21 protein-coding genes are annotated in these 18,929 nt (G+C 67.7%); 6 read left to right on the top strand and 15 right to left on the bottom strand.

The features are described from left to right. Window positions 1–71 precede the first annotated feature (71 nt). On the top strand, window positions 72–368 hold the full coding sequence (gene cowN / locus J2852_RS07590; RefSeq protein WP_209873254.1) for a N(2)-fixation sustaining protein CowN: 297 nt from the start codon (window positions 72–74) through the stop codon (window positions 366–368). Window positions 369–372: 4 nt separating this feature from the next. Here cowN and J2852_RS07585 read toward each other — a convergent pair whose 3' ends face one another. Continuing rightward, complete coding sequence (locus J2852_RS07585; RefSeq protein ID WP_209873251.1) at window positions 373–1,614, bottom strand: PQQ-dependent sugar dehydrogenase; 1,242 nt, start codon at window positions 1,612–1,614, stop codon at window positions 373–375. 236 nt (window positions 1,615–1,850) lie between these two features. Between J2852_RS07585 and rpsD the strand changes: the two genes are divergently transcribed. Then, window positions 1,851–2,465, top strand: coding sequence for a 30S ribosomal protein S4 (gene rpsD / locus J2852_RS07580; protein ID WP_209873249.1), 615 nt, complete (start codon window positions 1,851–1,853; stop codon window positions 2,463–2,465). A 152-nt stretch (window positions 2,466–2,617) separates the two neighbouring features. On the opposite strand, the gene J2852_RS07575 is transcribed toward rpsD, so the two are convergent. After that, on the bottom strand, window positions 2,618–3,721 hold the full coding sequence (locus J2852_RS07575) for an alkene reductase (RefSeq protein WP_209873246.1): 1,104 nt from the start codon (window positions 3,719–3,721) through the stop codon (window positions 2,618–2,620). 148 nt (window positions 3,722–3,869) lie between these two features. Between J2852_RS07575 and J2852_RS07570 the strand changes: the two genes are divergently transcribed. Continuing rightward, window positions 3,870–4,532: a TetR/AcrR family transcriptional regulator gene (locus J2852_RS07570; protein WP_343206689.1), complete on the top strand. Its 663-nt coding sequence runs from the start codon at window positions 3,870–3,872 to the stop codon at window positions 4,530–4,532. On the opposite strand, the gene rarD is transcribed toward J2852_RS07570, so the two are convergent. Further along, window positions 4,529–5,458 (bottom strand): EamA family transporter RarD, encoded by a 930-nt coding sequence (gene rarD / locus J2852_RS07565; protein ID WP_209873243.1) that lies wholly within the window; start codon window positions 5,456–5,458, stop codon window positions 4,529–4,531. The two genes, J2852_RS07570 and rarD, sit on opposite strands and share 4 nt — an antisense overlap. Window positions 5,459–5,726: 268 nt before the next feature. Between rarD and J2852_RS07560 the strand changes: the two genes are divergently transcribed. Next, window positions 5,727–6,920 carry a sensor histidine kinase gene (locus J2852_RS07560; protein ID WP_209873240.1) on the top strand — a complete coding sequence of 398 codons (1,194 nt, stop codon included), beginning with the start codon at window positions 5,727–5,729 and terminating at the stop codon, window positions 6,918–6,920. Further along, window positions 6,913–7,311: a response regulator gene (locus tag J2852_RS07555; protein WP_209873237.1), complete on the top strand. Its 399-nt coding sequence runs from the start codon at window positions 6,913–6,915 to the stop codon at window positions 7,309–7,311. Before J2852_RS07560 ends, J2852_RS07555 begins: the two co-directional genes overlap by 8 nt. Before the next feature lie 4 nt (window positions 7,312–7,315). Here the strand turns inward: J2852_RS07555 and J2852_RS07550 are convergent, their stop codons facing one another. The 10 genes from J2852_RS07550 to J2852_RS07505 form a co-directional block, all read right to left on the bottom strand. Beyond that, window positions 7,316–7,831: a hypothetical protein gene (locus J2852_RS07550; protein WP_209873235.1), complete on the bottom strand. Its 516-nt coding sequence runs from the start codon at window positions 7,829–7,831 to the stop codon at window positions 7,316–7,318. Next, window positions 7,828–8,337: a hypothetical protein gene (locus tag J2852_RS07545; RefSeq protein WP_209873232.1), complete on the bottom strand. Its 510-nt coding sequence runs from the start codon at window positions 8,335–8,337 to the stop codon at window positions 7,828–7,830. Before J2852_RS07545 ends, J2852_RS07550 begins: the two co-directional genes overlap by 4 nt. Window positions 8,338–8,348: 11 nt before the next feature. Then, on the bottom strand, window positions 8,349–8,486 hold the full coding sequence (locus tag J2852_RS07540) for a hypothetical protein (RefSeq protein WP_209873229.1): 138 nt from the start codon (window positions 8,484–8,486) through the stop codon (window positions 8,349–8,351). A gap of 131 nt (window positions 8,487–8,617) precedes the next feature. Continuing rightward, window positions 8,618–8,959 (bottom strand): Grx4 family monothiol glutaredoxin, encoded by a 342-nt coding sequence (gene grxD, locus J2852_RS07535; RefSeq protein ID WP_209873227.1) that lies wholly within the window; start codon window positions 8,957–8,959, stop codon window positions 8,618–8,620. 57 nt (window positions 8,960–9,016) lie between these two features. Then, window positions 9,017–9,256 carry a BolA/IbaG family iron-sulfur metabolism protein gene (locus tag J2852_RS07530; RefSeq protein WP_209873225.1) on the bottom strand — a complete coding sequence of 80 codons (240 nt, stop codon included), beginning with the start codon at window positions 9,254–9,256 and terminating at the stop codon, window positions 9,017–9,019. Window positions 9,257–10,549: 1,293 nt separating this feature from the next. Continuing rightward, window positions 10,550–10,825 (bottom strand): hypothetical protein, encoded by a 276-nt coding sequence (locus tag J2852_RS07525; protein WP_209873222.1) that lies wholly within the window; start codon window positions 10,823–10,825, stop codon window positions 10,550–10,552. A 204-nt stretch (window positions 10,826–11,029) separates the two neighbouring features. After that, window positions 11,030–13,243: a phosphoribosylformylglycinamidine synthase subunit PurL gene (gene purL / locus J2852_RS07520; RefSeq protein ID WP_209873219.1), complete on the bottom strand. Its 2,214-nt coding sequence runs from the start codon at window positions 13,241–13,243 to the stop codon at window positions 11,030–11,032. Continuing rightward, window positions 13,240–13,929 carry a phosphoribosylformylglycinamidine synthase subunit PurQ gene (gene purQ, locus J2852_RS07515; protein WP_209873216.1) on the bottom strand — a complete coding sequence of 230 codons (690 nt, stop codon included), beginning with the start codon at window positions 13,927–13,929 and terminating at the stop codon, window positions 13,240–13,242. Before purQ ends, purL begins: the two co-directional genes overlap by 4 nt. Window positions 13,930–14,028: 99 nt before the next feature. Next, window positions 14,029–15,258 (bottom strand): ammonium transporter, encoded by a 1,230-nt coding sequence (locus tag J2852_RS07510; RefSeq protein WP_209873213.1) that lies wholly within the window; start codon window positions 15,256–15,258, stop codon window positions 14,029–14,031. Between the two features lie 190 nt (window positions 15,259–15,448). Continuing rightward, window positions 15,449–16,333, bottom strand: coding sequence for a LysR substrate-binding domain-containing protein (locus J2852_RS07505; RefSeq protein WP_209873210.1), 885 nt, complete (start codon window positions 16,331–16,333; stop codon window positions 15,449–15,451). Window positions 16,334–16,430: 97 nt separating this feature from the next. Here J2852_RS07505 and J2852_RS07500 point away from each other — a divergent pair, with 97 nt between their 5' ends. Next, a complete protein-coding gene (locus tag J2852_RS07500; protein WP_209873207.1) occupies window positions 16,431–17,606 on the top strand; it encodes an MFS transporter in 1,176 nt (391 codons plus the stop codon). Window positions 17,607–17,615: 9 nt separating this feature from the next. On the opposite strand, the gene J2852_RS07495 is transcribed toward J2852_RS07500, so the two are convergent. Continuing rightward, a complete protein-coding gene (locus J2852_RS07495) occupies window positions 17,616–18,302 on the bottom strand; it encodes an MOSC domain-containing protein (RefSeq protein ID WP_209873204.1) in 687 nt (228 codons plus the stop codon). After that, window positions 18,299–18,916 carry a DNA-3-methyladenine glycosylase family protein gene (locus J2852_RS07490; protein ID WP_209873201.1) on the bottom strand — a complete coding sequence of 206 codons (618 nt, stop codon included), beginning with the start codon at window positions 18,914–18,916 and terminating at the stop codon, window positions 18,299–18,301. Before J2852_RS07490 ends, J2852_RS07495 begins: the two co-directional genes overlap by 4 nt. Window positions 18,917–18,929: the final 13 nt, after the last annotated feature.

Raw genomic sequence — 18,929 nt, 5'->3', positions numbered from 1 at the left:
TCCTCAGGCTTGATGCTGGGAATAGCCATAATTCATAAGTGGTTATCTGACCCGACAGTGGGAGCCTCCCCGTGGACGCCACCAACACCCCCGACCGCTACGTCTCCTTCAAGGGCATCGATTGCGAGGGCAATTCGCGCCTCGTGATCGAACGGCTGCGGATGCACATCGACGATCCGGCCAAGACCAACGCCTTCTGGGAGCGCTTCAAGGAGAAGCTGGCGGTCGCCGAGAACCCGCTGAAGCGTCAGGCCGATGGCCTCTGCCTGCTGTGCGCCAACGTTTATTACATCGCCGACCTGTTCGAGGAGCATGAGGACGAAAAGGGCCTCGCGATGCTGCGCAAGCTGGAAGACGAGTGCTGCTGATCGCTCAGCCGCGCCGTTTGCGGGTGCCCACATAGCTCACCCGCCAGACCGACCCCAGGCTGTCGGCGATCAGCAGGCTGCCGTCCCGCGCGACCGCCAGCCCGGCGGGACGGCCCCACACGGTCGGGCGGGCGTCCTCGCCCGCCACGCGGAAGCCGCTGGCGAAGACCTCGTAGCCGCCGGCCGGCTTCTTGCCGTCGAACGGCACAAAGACGACCGTGTAGCCCACCGGCTCCGACCGGCTGCTTGATCCGTGCAGGGCGACGAGGGCGCCTTTCCTAAACCGCTCCGGCCCGTCCATCCCGTCGGTAAAGACCATGCCGAGCGGCGCCGAGTGCGCCTCGAACAGAACATCCGGCGTGACGGCCTTCTCCACGAGGTCCGGCCGCCTGTCCGCAAAGTCGGGCTGCGGGTGCGGCCCCAGGTAGGCGTAGGGCCAGCCGTGAAAGCTGTCCCGTTCGACGCGCGTCAGGAAATCCGGCACCAGCCCATCGCCCATCCCGTCGCGCTCGTTGACCACGGCGTAGAGGTCGTTCGTTCCCGGCCGGAACGCCATTCCCACCGGATTGCGCAGTCCTGTAGCGAAGCTGCGGCCCTCGCCACCGTCCATGGGGAATTCCTGGATGGTGGCGCGCGGGGGCTCCTCCTCCGCGATGTTCTCGGCCGAACCGATGCCCACATACAGGTGCCGCCCATCCGGCGCGACGGCGAGCGAGCGGGTGTCGTGCCCGTCCCCCGACCCCAGCGCGCCGGGCGGGGTGATCAGCCGCCGCTCGCCCTGCGCCGCCGTCGCTCCCTCGCGCCAGGGCAGCCGCCACACCCCCTCCACGTCGGCGACCAGGACGAAGCCCTCATGAAAGGCGAGGCCGTAGGGCTTGTCGAAGCCGGCGGCCCACACCCATTCCTCTTCCGCCTCGCCGTTGCCGTCCAGGTCGCGCAGCAGGGTCAGAGTGCCCGGCTTCTGCTGCGCCACCAGAACGCCGCCGTCCGGCAGGGCCAGCAGGTTGCGGGCGTTCTCGACATGGTCGCGGAACAGCGTCGGCTTGTAGCCCGGCGGCACGCGCAACGGCTGCTTGGCCGGCCGCTCGACGCGGGCATGCTTGTTCGACACGGCCGGGGTGGCGTCGGGCGGCGGCAATTCCTCAATCTTCATCCGCACGGTGTCGCCGACATTCTGCGCCGGCTTCTGCGCCAGGGCCGGTGCCGCCAGCAGGACAAGAAACAGTGCCAAAAGCCGGCGCGTCATCGGCGGCTTTCCCTCCTCCGGTTGCTTCGCACCGGTCGAAATGGATCGCTCATTCCTTCTGCCCAGGGGCTTAGCGCCTTTGGGTCAGTCGGTGTTTGACATCCGTCGGCGGATCCGTATAGTGCGCGGCTTCAATCCTGGGAAGGCGGGCGTGCCTAGCGTTATCTCGCCCCGTCCGCGGCAAGTCTCGCGGAACTACCGGGACAAAACCAACTCGTGTTCCATCGAGGAATGAGATGAGCAAGCGTCAAGAGTCCAAGTACAAGATCGACCGCCGCCTCGGCGTCAACCTCTGGGGCCGCGCCAAGAGCCCGATCAACAAGCGCGAGTATGGCCCCGGCCAGCACGGTCAGCGCCGCAAGAAGCCGTCCGACTACGGCCTGCAGCTGATGGCCAAGCAGAAGCTGAAGGGCTACTACGGCAACATCGGCGAGAAGCAGTTCCGCCGCATCTATGCTGAGGCCGTGCGCCGCAAGGGCGACACCGGCGAGAACCTGATCGGTCTGCTGGAGCGCCGTCTGGACGCGGTCGTCTACCGCATGAAGTTCGCGCCGACCCCGTTCGCCGCGCGCCAGATCATCAACCACGGCCACATCCTGGTGAACGGCCGTCGCCTGAACATCCCGTCGGCGCAGATCAAGGACGGCGACACCATCGAGGTGAAGTCCAAGTCCAAGCAGATGGCGCTGATCCTGGAGGCCTCCGCCTCGGGTGAGCGCGACATCCCGGACTATCTGGAAGTCGACTCCGGCGCTCTGAAGGGCCGCTTCGTCCGCGCCCCGCTGCTGGCCGACGTTCCGTACCCGGTCCAGATGGAACCGAACCTGGTCGTCGAGTTCTACTCGCGCTGACCGTTCGGCCCAGCCGACACGAGAGAAGGCCGCGCCCCTGGGCGCGGCCTTTTTCTTTGCCCGGAAACAGGCGAAGAAAAAGGCCGAGAGCCTTGCGGCTCCCGGCCTTGGGGTGCGGGGGATCGGGGGCATCCCCCGCCGGGGGAGGGGTATCAGGCGTCCACCGTCTCCAGCGCCGGATAGTCGGTGTAGCCCTTGGCGTCGCCGCCGTAGTAGGTGGACCGGTCCGGCGGCGTCAGTTCTGCGCCGGCGCGGAAGCGCTCCGGCAGGTCCGGGTTGGAGATGAAGGGCTCGCCGAAGCTGACCGCGTCAGCCGCGCCGGCGGTGATGGCCGCCTCGGCCTGCTCCTTGGTGTAGCCGCCGTTGATGATGAACGGGCCCTTGTAGAGCCGGCGCAGTTCGGCGGCCACGTGCGGCGCGCCTTCCGGCGGGGCCATGTGGTGGCCGGGCTGGCCCTCGATCACGTGCAGGAAAGCCAGACCGAACGGGTTCAGCGCCTGCACGACGTGGCTGTAGAGCGCCAGCGGGTCGCTGTCGGCCATGTCGTTGAAGGTGCCGGTCGGCGACAGGCGCACGCCGACGCGGTTGGCGCCCACGGCGGTGGTCACCGCATCGACGATTTCCAGCAGGAAGCGCGCGCGGTTCTCGACGCTGCCGCCGTAACGGTCGGTGCGCTTGTTGGAGCGGTCGCGCAGGAACTGGTCGATCAGGTAGCCGTTGGCTCCGTGGATCTCCACACCGTCCAGACCGGCGTCGAAGACGGCGCGCTTGGCCGCGTCGGCGAAGGCCTTGACCAGACCCGGAATCTCATTGGTTTCCAGGGCGCGCGGGGTGGGGAAGGGCTTCATGCCGTCGCCGGTGTACAGCTCACCCTGGGCGGCGATGGCCGACGGGGCAACGGGCAGGGCGCCGCCCGGCTGGAAGACTGGGTGCGAGATGCGGCCGACGTGCCAGAGCTGTGCAGCGATCCGGCCACCCTCGGCGTGCACCGCCTCGGCCACCGCGCGCCACGCCAGTGTCTGCGCGTCGGTGTGGATGCCCGGTGTGTTGGGATAGCCCTGGGCGGTGTCGGACACCTGCGTGGCCTCGGTGATGATCAGGCCGGCCGAGGCGCGCTGGGCGTAATATTCGGCGGTCAGCGGGGTGACGACGTTGCCTTCGCCGGCGCGGCTGCGGGTCATCGGCGCCATGATGACACGGTTCGGCAGCTCGATCGCGCCGAGGCGGAGGGGCGTGAAGAGATCGGCGTTGCTCATGGTGCGTTGGTTCCCGTCCAGTGCGATGGGGTCCAGTATGTATGTGGATACATACTTGCTTCCTCAAGCGCTCTTGTCAAGTATGCGCGTGCATACCTATTATCAATCAGTCGCCATGGTGACCGGCGGCGGTTGAAGGATCAGGATCGTGGCCAGGACCGTGGACGAGACCTCACCCAAGGGCGAAGACTGTTGCGCTGGCGCGGATGCGCCCGCCCGCAAGCGCGACCGTGAGGCAACCAAGGGCGCCCTGCTGGACGCCGCGAAGATGGTGTTCGCCGAGCGCGGCTTCGACGCGGCGACGACGCGCGACATCGCCGGTCGGGCGGGCGTGAACGAGCAGCTGATCCAGCGCTATTTCTCCGGCAAAGGCGGTCTGCTGCTGGCCGTGGTCGAGCGTTACGGCCGGGAGGAGGGCGGGGCCTGCGCGCTGCCGCCGCCGGGCGACGACCTGGAAGCCGACCTCGCCAGTTTCCTGCACCACCAGCTGGCCCACACCTGGAAGTGCCGCGATTTCACCAAGGTGATGCTGGACCGGGCGCTGGTCGATCCGGCCATCGCCGACGAGATGGCCCGCACCCTGTCGGAGAGCCGCATCCCCTGCCTGCTGAATCGGCTGGAGGCCTTCCGCGACCGGGGTGCCATCGCGCCGGACGCGGACCTTGCCAACGTCGCCGCCGGCATCGCGACGCTCAGCTTCGGCCTCGGCTTCCTCGATCAGGTGGTGTTCGGCCGCAATCCGGAACGGGTCTGCGAGGTCGTCCGGACGCTGGCCCACACCATCGCCCACGGCCTCACGCCGCGCGGTTAATCGGCGGCGGCTGCCGCGCGGGCGGCGCGATGGGTGGTGAAGGCGTCGGCGGAATAGAGCAGCAGCGCCAGCCAGATGCAGCCGAAGGCGATGCCGTGGGCCGACGTGAAGGCTTCGCCATAGACCAGCACGCCCAGCATCAGCTGCCCGGTCGGGCCGATGTACTGCAACAGCCCGATGGTGGACAGCTTCAGCCGGGCTGCGCCCATCATGAACAGCACGAGCGGCACCGCCGTGATCGGTCCGGACAGCATGATCAGCAGGTCGGTGCGGATCCCATGAACGCCGAAGCTACCGCCGCCGGTCGTGTTCAGCCACAGCAGATAGGCCAGAGCCAGCGGCACCAGCAGGGCGGTCTCCACCACCAGCCCGATGATCGGGTCGATGGCGGCCTTCTTGCGGACCAAGGCGTAGACGCCAAAGGTCAGGGCCAGCGTCAGCGCCACCCAGGGCACCGACCCGTAGGACAGGACGAGGCTCAGCACACCGGCCCCGGCGATCAGCACCGCGCCAAGCTGCCGGCGCGACAGGCGCTCGTGCAGGAAGACCATGCCCAGCACGACGTTGACCATCGGGTTGATGTAGTAGCCGAGGCTCGATTCGACCATGCGGCCGTGTGTGACGGCCCAGATGAACACGGTCCAGTTGGTGGAGATCAGCGCCGTCGTCACCGCGAAGACGCCGAAACCCCGCCAGCCCCCGACGCCGCGCAGGATGGCGGCCGGACCTTTCATCGCCAGCACCAGCCCGCCGACCAGCAGCACGGTCCAGACCACCCGGTGCGCGACGATCTCCACCGCCCCGATGTCGCCGAGTTGCTTGAAATAGACCGGAGCCACCAAGCCCCAGATCAGAAAGGCCCCCAGAGCCGAGGCAAAGCCCAGGGTTGCAGGGTTGTGCGCGGCGGTGGGGGAGGGCTTGGTCATTCGTCCGTTTACCATATCGTACGGGCCGGCGGCGATGCGCCGCCGCTCATGCCCGGGCTGCGCGCCCGGAATGCCATAAAGCATAAGGGGTTTTGCCGGAATGAGCTTTCGGTGAAGCCGACCCTGGCCGAAAGTCAGGGGGCTTTGACCCTGGCTGTTGTGGCCTCATATGTCCAAGATGTTAAACGACTTTTCTGGCGTGCTTTGTTCGGGACCGCTATTTTTAGACATTCCCGGGTGTGTCGCGCCGCAGTGTGGAATTGCAGGAATGAGCGTTGACTTGGCCGAGAATGCAGTGGTGACGGACGGAGGAGCGATGGAGGCGGCATCGCCGACCTTGCGGCATCTCCAGGCGGTGGCGGAGTTCGGTCAGTACGCTCTGCGCGAAACCGACCTGGACGCGCTGCTGCACGAGGCCTGCTCGCAGGTCGCCAAGGGTCTCGGCGTTCCCTACGCCAAAGTGCTGGAGTACCGGGCGGCCGAGGGCGACTTCCTGATCCGGGCCGGCGTCGGCTGGCGTCCGGGCGTGGTCGGCTCCGTCCGCGCCCCGGCCAACCGCGATCACGCGCCAGGCCTTGCCATGCTGACGCGCCAGCCGGTGGTCAGCGGCGACCTTGCCGCCGACCCGCGCTTCAACCCGACCGACCTGTTCCGCGAATACGCCGTCGCCGCGCTGGTCAACGCGCCGATCCTGCTGGATACCGGCGTGTTCGGGGTGCTGGAGGTGGTGACGCCGGAACGCCGCCCCTTCTCGACCCCCGAGGTCACCTTCCTGCAGAACTTCGCCAACCTGATCGCCACGGTGATCCACCGCCGGCGCAGCGAGGAGTCGCTGAAGGCGGCGCTGGCCGAACGGGAGATCCTGCTGCGGGAACTGCAGCACCGGGTGAAGAACAACCTGTACGTCGTCACCAGCCTGCTCGGCCTGCAGGCCAACCGCATCGGCGACAGCGCCGCCCGTGGCGCGCTGGAGGAGGTGCAGCACCGAGTCCACGCCATCGGGCTGGCTTACGGCCTGCTCCAGAACTCCCAGGACATCTCGCACTTCGACCTGGGCGGCTATCTGGAGGCGCTCTGCCGGACCCTGATCGGCGACGACAAGGAGGGTGGCGTCACCCTCGCGCTCGACTGCGAGCCGGCGCAGGTCACGCTTCAGATCGGCGTCCCGCTGGGCCTGATCGTCAACGAACTGGTCTCCAACAGCCTGAAGCACGCCTTTCCCGAGGGGCGCGGCACCATATTTCTCAAGGTGCGCCGCGACGCCGATCAGATCTCGCTGGAGATCGCGGACGACGGCAAGGGCATGGCCCGCCCGGCTGGCGCCGGGGGACCCAGCCGCCCGCGCAGCCTCGGTCTGAAGCTGGTCGAGGCGCTGGCGCTTCAGGTCCAAGGCATTCTGACGCACCCGCCGGCCGAGCGGGGCGTGCGCCATCACCTGATTTTCACGGTGCCCAATGACTGATCAGTGTGACACGCCCAAGCGGATTCTGATCGTGGAGGACGAGGCGCTCGTCGCCCTCTACACCCGCGAACTGCTGGAGGATGCGGGCTACGAGGTGATCGGCATCGCCCCGACCGGGGAGGCCGCCCTGTCCATGGCTTCGGTGGCGCCACCCTACCTCGCGCTGGTGGACATCCGCATTCCCGGCGGGATGGATGGCATCGCGACGGCCGGCGAACTGCGCGCCCGGCACGGCACCGGCATCGTCTTCATTTCGGGCACGCTCGACCCGCCGACGTTGGAGCGCACCCGCCCGCTCGCGCCGCACGCCTGCCTGCAAAAGCCGGTGCGTCCCGAAGACCTGCTCGCCACCGTCACCCGCGCCGTTGGTTCGCCTTCGCTGGCGGCCTGACGGGTCAGCCGCCTCCGCCTCCGCCGCCGGCTCCGCCACCTCCGCCGGCCCCGCCACCGGTCGCGCCGCCACCCATCGCACCGCCGCCTCGGGCGCCGCCGCTGCTTCCGGTTCCGCCGGGGCCGGAGGCTCCGCCGGGCAAGCCGGATGAGCCCGTGGTTCCGCCACCGCCGCTGTTTCCGGTTCCCAGCGACCCGCCGCCACCGCCGCCGACCCCACCCTCACGAACCATGGCGCGGGCCTCGCGCAGGCGGGACAGGCAGCCTTCGGCATCGCCGCGTCCGGCGGCGGCGCGGGCCTCGTCCAGCAACCCGCGCAGCTTGTCGCGCCGTTCGCCTTCGATGCGGGCGCCCTGGCGTCCGCCCGGCAGCGCCTGATTGCCGAGGAAGCTGTCGGAGAAGCGTGAAACCTCGTCGCGGCAGGCGTCCTTGCGGGCCGGGTCCTGCCCCGTGCCCTGCGCGTGTGCGGGCAGCGTCGCCATCGCCAGAAGCGCCCCCGCGATCAGTGCCCGGCCGATCATGATTCGCGCCTCCGGCCCGTCGGTCCAAGCCCCTCGTTGGAGTCGGGGATGGGGTAGACGCCCACCCGCTGGCCTTCGGTCGGCGCCGCTTGCGGCGGCGGGGCGTGAGCCCGCATAGGAGCTTGGGCGGGGGCTTGGGCGGGGGCCGGAGCGGCGTTGACGTCGCGCATCGCGGCGGCGGCTTCTTCCAGGCGCGTGGACCGCGTGCCGGCGGGCTCCAGAACCGACAGCGCGCGCTGGATCGCCGACATCCGCAGCAGCGACACCGTCACCAGGGCGCCGCCCTGACGGACCCCCTCGGCGTATTCGTGCGCCTCCTCGGCGGGCACGCCCCAGCCGGACAGCAGCACGAACAGCCCGCCGTGGTAGTCGTTGGACCCGCCGAAGCCGCCATCCGCCACCACCTCGATGTTCAGGTCGTCGAAGCCGGCGTCCAGCAACTGCTGGCGAACCGCTTCGGCCTCGGCGCGCCGGTCGTAAAGGGCGACAATCGTTTTCCGAGCCATGGCCGCCTCCCTCAGTGCAGAAGCACCAGCAGCACCGCCCCGGCGAAGATCGCCGCGACCACCATCAGGACCGTCCGCGACTGCGCGCGCACCGTCCCGGCCCCTTCATAGACGCCCAGCTTGCGCGGGCCCGTCCGTCCCATCGCCATGACGACACCCCCTACACACAGGCCGTACACACAGATCGTGCAATGGCAACAGGGTGCGGCGGAGGCCGGTTCCACAAACGAAAAGGGCCCCGCCTTGGCGGAGCCCTTTCCAGGTCGAAATCGTGGAAGGATCAGGCGTTGGCGCCGGTGGCGATGCCCTTGTCCTTCAGGAGGGTCTGAAGCTCGCCCGACTCGTACATCTCGCGCACGATGTCGCAGCCGCCGACCAGCTCGCCCTTCACGTAGAGCTGCGGGAAGGTCGGCCAGTTCGAGTATTCCTTCAGGCCCTGGCGCAGGCCCGGATCGTCCAGGATGTTGACGCCCTTGAACTTCACGCCCGTGTGGCTCAGCACCTGGACGACGGCGGCGGAAAAGCCGCACTGCGGGAAGACGGGCGTGCCCTTCATGTACAGCACGACATCGTTGTTCTTGATGTCCTGCTCGATCCGTTCGACGACGTTCTGGTCAACCATTGTCTCTCAACCTTTCCCGATGATGCCCGACTTCGTGAGCCGTCTTTCCCTGAGGCCTCAGGCCCCTTCCGGCACGGCCGTGGTCAGCGCCAGCGCATGCAGCTCGCCGCCCATCTTCCCCTGGAGGGCCGCGTAGACCATCTGGTGCTGCTGCACGCGGGACTTCCCCTTGAAGGTGGCGGAGGTGACCATCGCGGCGTAATGGTCGCCGTCGCCGCGCAGGTCGGCGATCTCCACCACCGCGTCCGGAATGCCTTCCTTGATCAGCTTTTCGATCACCGCGGCTTCCATCGCCATGGCCGTAATCCTGTTCCGTCTTGCCCTGCCCATATGGGCGTTGCCAACATAATTAGGCGTTGCGCCTGGGTTTGTCACCGGGGAAGCGTTGGTGGGGCCTACGGACGGTGGCGGCCGGTCCACGCGGGGCAGGTTGGCCCGGTGTTTCGGCCATGCGGCTGGCGCATACCGTCGATTGTGCATCGTTGTGCGGATTGTGCAGTGTGGCGACTCTGCACAATGGGCGATTTCTCGGAATTTCGCTGACGGGTCAGCGGGTTGTGCGTGTTTGTTCGCGGACGTGCGTTGTGCACGTTTCGTGTAGGAATGATTGGATGCGGTATGCGCGGAGTGCAGGGCGTGCAACATCATGCAACAACGTCTTGAAAGTGTTGCACGGTGTGCGGGCATGGTTCGGATGGTGATGGAATGATGGTAGCGGATGCTTGGGGGTGAGGCAAGAACAGCGCCCGCTTCGCACATGGTTTCGCGGTGGAACTTCGGGATCAGAATGAGCCGCGCAGATGCGCCTTGTTCCGGTGCGGTTGCTTGTTCAGCGTGTGATTTGATCTCGTGATTTGGCTGGGGAAGTCGAAATGATCTTCCCCGCAGAAAGGATCGGCAAGCATGTCCGAACGTCATTCCGCGCGAATCACGGAAGGAAACGGAGAGTGGGTTGTTTCGCTGGAGGGGCCTCCGGGTAAAACCGATGTCCTTGTAATGGCGCGCTGCAAGGATCAGGCGGAAGCGCAGAGAATCAGCGGCATCGTGGAGCAGGCTTACTCATGCGGCTTCATTGACGGACGATACGGATACATATCCGTAAACGACTCCCCTCGACAGGACGGCGGCGATGCGGCGCCGGAGGGGGACGTGCCAGAGGGGGACGTGGAGGAGTCCGAATCCGTTCAGCCGTACCAAGTGGCCGGTGGAGGAGCGAGAGGGGGGACGAGGGGCGGGTAATCTTCCCGTCGCGTCGCACGGCTGTCCGGTGAAGCATTTCCGCTCGGAGCGTTCTATTTCCTCACCGTCATCCCCGCGAAAGCGGGGATCCAGAAACTCCGCACTTAAGTGCTTGTTCAGCCTGGATTCCCGCCTTCGCGGGAATGACGAATTGAGGAGTTGCAGGCTCCGTGAAACACAGGCGCCATTTTGAGAGACTCGCTTAAAAACAAGCCATACGCATCAAAGCCTTAATCCCGTTCCCCGGACAGCCGTGCGCCTTCGCGGGAATGACGATGAAAGATTGTATTCCAAAGCCCTCCAGAACGGAGAGGGGATTCACGCAATGGCTTTGAATTGAGCGCAGGTGGCTCAGAGAGGGGACTGGAGGAAATCATAAAATGCCTTGATGGATAAGGCGATTGGGAAGAGCCATACGAGACAGGCCAGAACCCAGCGCCCCTTGTCCAGAAAGGCCTTCATCAAAAAGCCTGCACCCAAGATAGGGAGCCATGGAATGATGGCTGCCCAACGGTTGGGGCCATGAAAAAGAAGCCATGAAATGAGGAGCGCTGTCGGAACGGACAGGAGTAACGCGGCAAGTCCCGTTGCCAACGCCACATAAAGCCCGAAGCGCTTTTTGTTCATTTCAGGAACCCTTCAAATCCCCGAAATAAAAAAGGCCGGGCGACCATCAGCCGCCCGGCCCTTTTTTCGTCAACCAAGAAGGAAAGCCGTTTCGTTGGGCCCCCACCCTAACCCTCCCCCATGCTGCGCACGGGGGAGGGGACTAAAGCTCCTTCCCCCGCCGTCAGGTGGGGGAAGGTTGGGATGGGGGCCCACCGCAGCACTTCACTCGACGCCGGCGGCCATGTAGCCGGGGAGCCAAGCCTCGTTGGCCTTGCGGAGGCGGTCGATGGAGATCGCCTCGGGGCCACGGCCGGTCAGGGCGGTGCCGTTGGTCTTGCCGAGAACGGTGACCGGGACGCCGGCCGCCTTGGCCCGCTCCTGCACCGTCGCGGCGTTCTCCGGACGGACGGCCAGCACGTAGCGCGCCTGGTCCTCGCCGAACAGGATGCCGGCATCCGCGCCGTCGAGGCCGGCGAGGTTGGCGCCGATGCCGCCGGCCATGGCCATCTCGGCCACGGTGACCAGCAGGCCGCCGTCCTGGATGTCGTGGCTGGACACCACCAGACCGTCGCGGATGATCTGGCGGACGAAGTCGCCGTTGCGGCGCTCCACCGTCAGGTCGACCGGCGGCGGCGGGCCGTCCTCGCGGCCGAGGATCTCGCGCAGGTAAAGCGACTGACCCAGGTGGCCCTTCGTTTCACCGACGAGGAGGATCGTGTCGCCCTCGTTCTTGAAGGCGATGCCAACGGCCATCATGGCGTCGGGCATGATGCCGACGCCGCCGATGGCGGGGGTCGGCAGGATAGCCTCGCCGTTGGTCTCGTTGTAGAGCGACACGTTGCCCGACACGACCGGGAAGTCCAGCGCGCGGCACGCCTCGCCGATGCCCTGGATGGCCCCGACGAACTGGCCCATGATCCGCGGCTTCTCGGGGTTGCCGAAGTTCATGTTGTCGGTGATGGCCAGCGGCAGGGCGCCGACCGCCGACAGATTGCGCCACGCCTCGGCCACGGCCTGCGCGCCGCCCCGCACCGGGTCGGCGAGGCAGTAGCGCGGCGTGCAGTCGGTGGTGATCGCCACCGCCTTGGTCTGGCCCGGCAGGCGGACGACCGCCGCGTCGGCCTGACCCGACATGAAGCGGGTGTCGCCGTTGACGAGGCTGTCGTATTGCTCCCAGATCCAGCGCTTGGACGCCTGATCGGGGCAGGAGACCAGCTTTTCCAGGATGTCGCCCAGCGGCTGCGCCGGCAGCTCGCGGACCGAATCCTCAAGCGCGGGCTGCGGCGGGGTCGGCTCCCACGGGCGCTCGTACACCGGGGCGGCGTTGGAGACCGGCGCGATGGGCATGTCGCACCAGGTCTCGCCGTGCATCTTGATGACGAGGTTGCCGGTCTCGGTCAGCGTGCCGATGATCGCGAAGTCCAGTTCCCACTTGTCGAAGATCGCGCGGGCGACCTCCTCGCGGCCGGGCTTCAGGATGATCAGCATGCGCTCCTGGCTTTCGGAGAGCATGATCTCGTAAGGCGTCATGCCCTCTTCGCGCATCGGCAGGTTGTCGAGCACCAGCTCGATGCCGAGGCCACCCTTGCCGGCCATCTCGACCGACGAGGAGGTGAGGCCCGCCGCACCCATGTCCTGAATGGCGACGATGGCGTCGGTTGCCATCAGCTCCAGGCAGGCTTCGATCAGCAGCTTTTCGGTGAAGGGGTCGCCGACCTGCACGGTCGGGCGCTTCTCCTCCGAATCCTCGGTGAACTCGGCGGACGCCATGGTGGCGCCGTGGATGCCGTCGCGGCCCGTCTTGGAGCCGACATAGACCACCGGGTTGCCGACGCCGGCGGCGGCCGAATAGAAGATCTTGTCGGCCTTGGCGACGCCCACGGTCATGGCGTTGACCAGGATGTTGCCATTGTAGGCCGGGTGGAAGTTGGTCTCGCCGCCCACGGTCGGCACGCCGACGCAGTTGCCGTAGCCGCCGATGCCCGACACCACGCCCGACACCAGATGGCGGGTCTTCGGGTGGTCGGGCGAGCCGAAGCGCAGCGCGTTCATGTTCGCGATGGGCCGGGCGCCCATGGTGAACACGTCGCGCAGGATGCCGCCGACGCCGGTGGCCGCACCCTGGTAAGGCTCGATGTAGGACGGGTGGTTGTGGCTCTCCATCTTGAAGATGACGGTGTCGCCATCGCCGATGTCCACCACGCCCGCGTTCTCGCCGGGGCCGCAGATGACCTGCGGGCCGTCGGTCGGCAGGGTGGTCAGCCACACCTTGGAGGACTTGTAGGAGCAGTGCTCCGACCACATGACCGAGATGATGCCCAGCTCCGTGAAGGTCGGCTTGCGACCCAGGATCTTCAGGGCGTTCTCGTATTCCTCGGCGGACAGGCCGAACTCGCGGGCGAGTTCGAGGGTAGCTTCAGGCTGTTGGGCGGTCACGACAAGGCCTCCACCAGACCGTCGAACATGGGCTTGCCGTCGGTGTTGCCGTGGAAGGCGGACACCGCGTCTTCCGGGTGCGGCATCAGGCCGAGCACGTTCTTTTTCGCGTTGAAGATGCCGGCGATGTTGCCCGCCGACCCGTTCGGGTTCCACAGCGGGTCGTCGCGGCCGTCGTCGCTGACGTAGCGGAAGGCAATCTGGCCTTCACCGTCCAGGCGCTTCACCGACTCAGCGTCGGCCCAGTAGTTGCCGTCGCCGTGCGCCACCGGATAGCGGACGATCTGCCCCTTGCGGTACTTGGCCGTGAAGGGGCTGTCGGTGTTCTCCACCCGCAGATGCACGGTGCGGCACACGAACTTCAGCGCGGCGTTCCGCATCAGGGCGCCGGGCAGCAGCCCCGCCTCCGTGATGATCTGGAAGCCGTTACAGATGCCGAGCACCCGAACGCCTTGATCGGCCCGCGCCTTCACCTCGCGCATGATCGGCGAATGCGCCGCCATGGCGCCGGAGCGCAGGTAATCGCCATAGGAGAAGCCGCCCGGCACGAGGATCAGATCGACCTTGGGCAGTTCGGTGTCGCGGTGCCAGACCAGATGCGGCTTGGTTCCGCTGGCGGCCTCCAGCGCGGCGACGGCGTCGCGTTCGCGGTTGGAGCCGGGGAAAACGATGACGGCGGCCTTCATGGGGCGTGGAAAATCCGGCGTCGTGACGGGAATCGGTTCGAGGCCGGACACTAATGGCCCGGCCCCGGCAAAGCAAGGGATTGCGGGCCTCTTCGGCCCTTATCGGAGCGCCGGAGCGTCCGCTTCCGGGTAGGCGCTGATCTGGTGCAGGGCGAGGTCGGCGCCGCGATGCTCCTCCTCGGCGTCCAGGCGGATGCCGACGGTCTTCTTCAGGGCGCCGTAAACGACAAGGCCGGAGAGCAGGCCGAAGGCCGCGCCGCCCAGCGTGCCGACCGCCTGCGCCGCCATGGACACGCCGCCGAGGCCGCCCAGCGGCTCCTGCCCGAACACGCCGGCCAGCAGGCCGCCGGTCAGGCCGCACAGGCCGTGCAGCGGCCAGACGCCCAGCACGTCGTCGATCTTCCAGTCGATCTGGCACTTGTTGAAGGCCCAGACGAACAGCAGGCCGGCGAGGCCGCCGGTGACCAGCGCGCCCAGCGGGTGCATCACGTCCGAACCGGCGCAGACCGCGACCAGACCGGCCAGCGCGCCGTTGTGCACGAAGCCCGGATCGTTGCGGCTGATCACCAGCGAGGTGACGATGCCGCCGACCATGGCCATCAGGGAGTTGATGGCGACAAGGCCCGACACGCCCTCCAGCGACTGCGCGCTCATGACGTTGAAGCCGAACCAGCCCACCGCCAGCACCCAGGCGCCCAGCGCCAGGAAGGGGATGTTCGACGGCGGGATGGCGACCAGCGAGCCGTTGGCCCGGTAGCGGCCGCGCCGGTTGCCCAGCAACAGAACGGCGCCCAGCGCCACCCAGCCGCCGAAGGCGTGCACGACGACGGAGCCGGCGAAGTCATGGAAGGGCGCGCCGAAGGTGGCGGTCATCCAGTCCTGAAGGCCCAGCCGCGTGCCCCACACCATGCCTTCCAGCGCCGGGTAGAAGAGGGCGATCAGAAGCAGCGTGGCGCAGGCCTGCGGCCAGAACCGGGCGCGCTCGGCGATGCCGCCGGACACGATGGCCGGCACGGCGGCGGCGAAGGTCGCCAGAAAGAAGAACTTCACGAGGTCGTAGCCGTAGGCCGCGAAGCCTTCAGCGCCCTTGCCGACCAGCGTCTTGGCGTCGGCGAAGAAGTCCACGCCGTAGGCCACCGAATAGCCCACGAAGAAATAGGCGATGGTCGACATGGCGAAGTCCGAGAGGATCTTCACCAGCGCGTTCACCTGATTCTTCTCCCGGACCGTCCCGACTTCCAGCAGCGCGAAGCCGCAGTGCATGGCCAGCACCATCACGGCGCCGATGAGGACAAAGAAGACGTCACCGCCGGTCTTCGCAGCGCCCATTTCGCCTAAACCTTCAGCAATTGCCTAAAAATCAGGCAGACTGATAATGGATTAGGCAAACTTGTGCAAGCTTTGAATCGCCTTTTTTGAAAGCAAGCTGCGCGGACAATGGGACGCGCGCAGCGCAAAGGGCGGGCAGGCCGGGTTTGGGCCTGTCCGTTCGGCTGCAAAGGGTATGCCAGTGGTGCCGTCAGTCGGTGGTGGAGGCCTGTTCGATCAGCCAGTCGCGGAATCGCGGCGCCTCGGTGCGCCCGCGCTGGCGGCTTTCCAGCAGGTAGTAATGGCCGGACACCACGCTGCGGGGGCCGAGCGGCTTCGCAAGACGGCCGGTGGCGAGCTGGCGTTCGACGAACAGCAGCGGGACGACGGCGACGCCCAGGCCGTCCTCCGCCGCCTGGATGGCGAAGTAGGTGTGGTCCACCTCCATCCGGTTCCGGAAGCCTTGGAGCTCCAAACCCTCGGCGGTGCACCAGGTCGACCACAGGTCGGGGCGGACGCGGATGGTGATGATGGTCTGGTCGTACAGATCGGCCGGTTCGCGCAGGGACGCCGACTCCAGCAGGGACGGGCTGCACACCGGGGCGCAGTGTTCCGGCATCAGGGGAAGGGGCTTCAGCCCGGCGAAATGGGCGGGGTCGCGCCGGATCGCGTAATCAAAGCGCCGCGTCAGGTCGATGGCGTCCGGAGCGGTGAACAGCGACACCTCAAGCTCCGGCGCGCTGCGCTGGAACAGGGGCAGGCGGGGCAGCAGCCAGTGCATGGCGAAGGTGGGGATGCAGTCCAGATGGACGGTCCGCCGGCCGCTTCCCTCCGTCAGGCTGTCGGTGGCGTTCTGGATTTCCGCGAACAGGTCGGCCATGCGCGTGAAGTAGCGGGCACCCACGTCGGTCAGCCGCACCCGCCGCTGGCGCCGGTCGAAGAGGGCGAGGCCGAGGAAGTCTTCCAGCGCGCGGATTTGCCGGCTGACCGCGCCGGGCGTGACGTGCAGCTCCTCCGCGGCGAGGCGGAAGCTGGAATGGCGGGCAGCGGCGACGAAGGCCCGCAGGGCGTTCAGCGGTGGAAGGCGCGAGGACATAGTTGAGTTTTTCTCAACAGACGGAGGAAGACAACTCGTTTTGCCGCCGCCGGGCCGCCCCCTATGGTTGCCGGAACAACGCCTGGGGAATCGACGCATGACGCACATCACGCGAAAGCTGGTCCTGCTCCTGGGCCTGTCGCAGCTCGTGTGCTGGGGGATTTCCTATTACCTGATCGCCATCTTCGGCAACGTCATGGCGGCCGATCTGGGGCTGAGCCTCGCCGCCGCCTATGGCGGCTTCACGGTGGCGCTGCTGGTGATGGGGGCGACCTCCTCCGCGATCGGGCGGGGCATCGACCGCTGGGGCGGGCGGCCGGTCATGGTGATCGGATCGCTGCTGTCGGCCGCCGGGTGCCTGGGGCTGGCGGCGTCACAGGAGATCGTCGGCTATTACGCGGCGTGGGTCGTGCTGGGCCTCGCCATGCGGATGACGCTGTACGACGCGGCCTTCGCGGCGCTGGCGCGGCTCGGCGGGCCGCAGGCGCGCAAGCCGATCTCGCAGATCACGCTGCTGGGCGGGCTCGCCTCCACGACGCTGTGGCCGGTCGGGCAGGCCCTGATCGAGGCGTTCGGCTGGCGCGGCGCGCTGTGCGGCTACGCGGTCTTCGCCCTGATGACCCTTCCGTTGCACGCCGCCATTCCCGCCGAGCGGTACGAGCGTCCCCCCTCCCCGGAGGTCAAGCCAGTGGATGGCGGGGGTGAGGCGCCGCGCGGGCAAAGGGCGCTGCCGATCCTCTACGCGCTGATCGTCGCGGCGACCGGGGCGCTGAATTCCGGCATGTCGGCGCACATGATCGGCATTCTCGCCGGGCTGGGCGCGGCGCAGACCGCCGCCGTGTGGATCGCCGGCCTGCGCGGCGTCGGCCAGTCCGCCGCCCGCCTGTGCGAGGTGCTGTTCGGCGGGCGGCTGCACCCAACCGCCCTCGCCCTGCTCGCCGCCGGCCTGCTGGCGCCAAGCTTCCTGATCGGGCTGGCGAGCGGCGAGGCGATTGTCGCGGGGCTTCTCTTCGCCCTGCTGTTCGGGGCGGGCAATGGGCTGCTGACCATCGTGCGCGGCACGCTGCCGCTGGTGCTGTTCGATCCCCGGAACTACGGCGGCACGGTCGGCCGTCTGGTGACGCCGAGCTTTTACGCGTCCGCGCTGGCGCCGCTGGCCTACGCGGTCATCATCGAGCGGTTCGGCGAGGCGTCCGCCCTGTGGCTGTCCGCCGGACTGGGGGCCGTCGCGCTCGTGGCGGCGGCCGCGCTCCGGTGGGTGTGCCCGCGCTGAGGGATCCGCTTATCCCTTCAGGCGCCCGTTCCAGTCCTCGACGGCGCCGCGTTCCAGGCGGCGTTCGGCGAGCGTGCGCCACGCCTGCGCCAGGACGGGCAGGGCGGCCATCTGCGCCAGAGCCTCGCGGTTCAGCGTGTCCACGTAGAGGACGTGCAGCAGGCGGGTGAGCGACCAGTCCGAATGGGGGCGCTCAATGAGGGACAGCGTATCGCCCGCGCCGATCTCGCCGGGTTCCAGAACGCGATAGTACCAGCCGGTGCGCCCGGTGGTCTGGACGCGCTTGGCCATGTCCGGTACGCCGAAGCGGTGGTTCAGCTTCCAGCAGGGCTGGCGGCCCTGGGTCACCTGCAACACGGCGCTGCCGGCCCGGAACACGTCGCCGACGCAGACGTCCGCCTCGGTCAGGCCAAGCGTGGACAGGTTCTCGCCGAAGGCGCCGGGTTGGCCGAGGAAAGGCACGTCGCCGCCCAGATCGTCCCGCCACGCCGGGTGGTGGTCGAGCGGGTAGTGGTGGATCGCCTTTTCCGGCCCGCCATGCACGCGGCGGTCGGCCTGCTCGTCCTCAAGGAAGCCTTCCGGACCGACCTTGCGGGGGCCGTCCACGGGGGTCTTGGCGATGGCGCTGGTCCGCCCCGGCGGGCCGAAGGGAGCGGCCTTGCCCACGAGCACGGTGCGGATGGTGGTTTCGGTCATGCTTTCTTCTTCTTCGCGGCTTGGTCCTGAAGGGCGACGTAATGGTGCCACACCAGCTTGGCGGCGAGGCTGCGGTGCGGGCGCCAGGGTTCGGCGACGGCCATGAGCTGGGCCTGGGTCGGTTTCTCCGCCCAGCCTTTCAGGCGTTGGACGCCCAGTTGAATGGCGAGGTCGCCCACCGGCCAGATGTCCGGCCGGTCGAGCGCGGTCATCAGATAGATCTCGGCGGTCCAGCGCCCGATGCCCTTCAACTCGACCAGCGCGGCGATGGCCTCCTCGTCGTCCATGCGGTGGACGGCGTCGATGTCGATCCGGCCGCTGGCGACGGCATCGGCGAGGCCGCGCGCGTAGCCGATCTTCTGCCGGGAGAAGCCGCAGGCGCGGAGGTCGTCTTCGGACAGGGCGAGGATGCTGTCGGGGGTCACCGTCCCGACCATCGCTTGCAGCTTTTCCCACAGGGCGACGGCGACCTTGGTGGAAAGCTGCTGCTCCATGACGATGCGCAGCAGGCCGGGAAAGCCGCCGGGACGGGTGAAGTCACGGATCAGCGGCCCGCCGACGCGCAGGGACTCGGCGAAGATGGGGTCGAGGGTGGTGAGGTGTTCGACGGACATGACCCAACGAAAA

The sequence above is a fragment of the Azospirillum soli genome, assembly GCF_017876165.1.
Lineage (GTDB): Bacteria > Pseudomonadota > Alphaproteobacteria > Azospirillales > Azospirillaceae > Azospirillum > Azospirillum soli.
Note: the sequence above shows the minus strand (reverse complement) of the source record. Positions and strands in the feature narration are given on the sequence as shown.

Bases quoted from the DNA above. Each gene is read 5' to 3' on its own strand.
- J2852_RS07585 (WP_209873251.1), bottom strand. From the start codon at position 1,614: ATGACGCGCCGGCTTTTGGCACTGTTTCTTGTCCTGCTGGCGGCACCG.
- rpsD (WP_209873249.1), top strand. From the start codon at position 1,851: ATGAGCAAGCGTCAAGAGTCCAAGTACAAGATCGACCGCCGCCTCGGC.
- J2852_RS07575 (WP_209873246.1), bottom strand. From the start codon at position 3,721: ATGAGCAACGCCGATCTCTTCACGCCCCTCCGCCTCGGCGCGATCGAG.
- rarD (WP_209873243.1), bottom strand. From the start codon at position 5,458: ATGACCAAGCCCTCCCCCACCGCCGCGCACAACCCTGCAACCCTGGGC.
- J2852_RS07560 (WP_209873240.1), top strand. From the start codon at position 5,727: ATGAGCGTTGACTTGGCCGAGAATGCAGTGGTGACGGACGGAGGAGCG.
- J2852_RS07555 (WP_209873237.1), top strand. From the start codon at position 6,913: ATGACTGATCAGTGTGACACGCCCAAGCGGATTCTGATCGTGGAGGAC.
- J2852_RS07550 (WP_209873235.1), bottom strand. From the start codon at position 7,831: ATGATCGGCCGGGCACTGATCGCGGGGGCGCTTCTGGCGATGGCGACG.
- J2852_RS07545 (WP_209873232.1), bottom strand. From the start codon at position 8,337: ATGGCTCGGAAAACGATTGTCGCCCTTTACGACCGGCGCGCCGAGGCC.
- J2852_RS07540 (WP_209873229.1), bottom strand. From the start codon at position 8,486: ATGGCGATGGGACGGACGGGCCCGCGCAAGCTGGGCGTCTATGAAGGG.
- grxD (WP_209873227.1), bottom strand. From the start codon at position 8,959: ATGGTTGACCAGAACGTCGTCGAACGGATCGAGCAGGACATCAAGAAC.
- J2852_RS07530 (WP_209873225.1), bottom strand. From the start codon at position 9,256: ATGGCGATGGAAGCCGCGGTGATCGAAAAGCTGATCAAGGAAGGCATT.
- J2852_RS07525 (WP_209873222.1), bottom strand. From the start codon at position 10,825: ATGAACAAAAAGCGCTTCGGGCTTTATGTGGCGTTGGCAACGGGACTT.
- purQ (WP_209873216.1), bottom strand. From the start codon at position 13,929: ATGAAGGCCGCCGTCATCGTTTTCCCCGGCTCCAACCGCGAACGCGAC.
- J2852_RS07510 (WP_209873213.1), bottom strand. From the start codon at position 15,258: ATGGGCGCTGCGAAGACCGGCGGTGACGTCTTCTTTGTCCTCATCGGC.
- J2852_RS07505 (WP_209873210.1), bottom strand. From the start codon at position 16,333: ATGTCCTCGCGCCTTCCACCGCTGAACGCCCTGCGGGCCTTCGTCGCC.
- J2852_RS07500 (WP_209873207.1), top strand. From the start codon at position 16,431: ATGACGCACATCACGCGAAAGCTGGTCCTGCTCCTGGGCCTGTCGCAG.
- J2852_RS07495 (WP_209873204.1), bottom strand. From the start codon at position 18,302: ATGACCGAAACCACCATCCGCACCGTGCTCGTGGGCAAGGCCGCTCCC.
- J2852_RS07490 (WP_209873201.1), bottom strand. From the start codon at position 18,916: ATGTCCGTCGAACACCTCACCACCCTCGACCCCATCTTCGCCGAGTCC.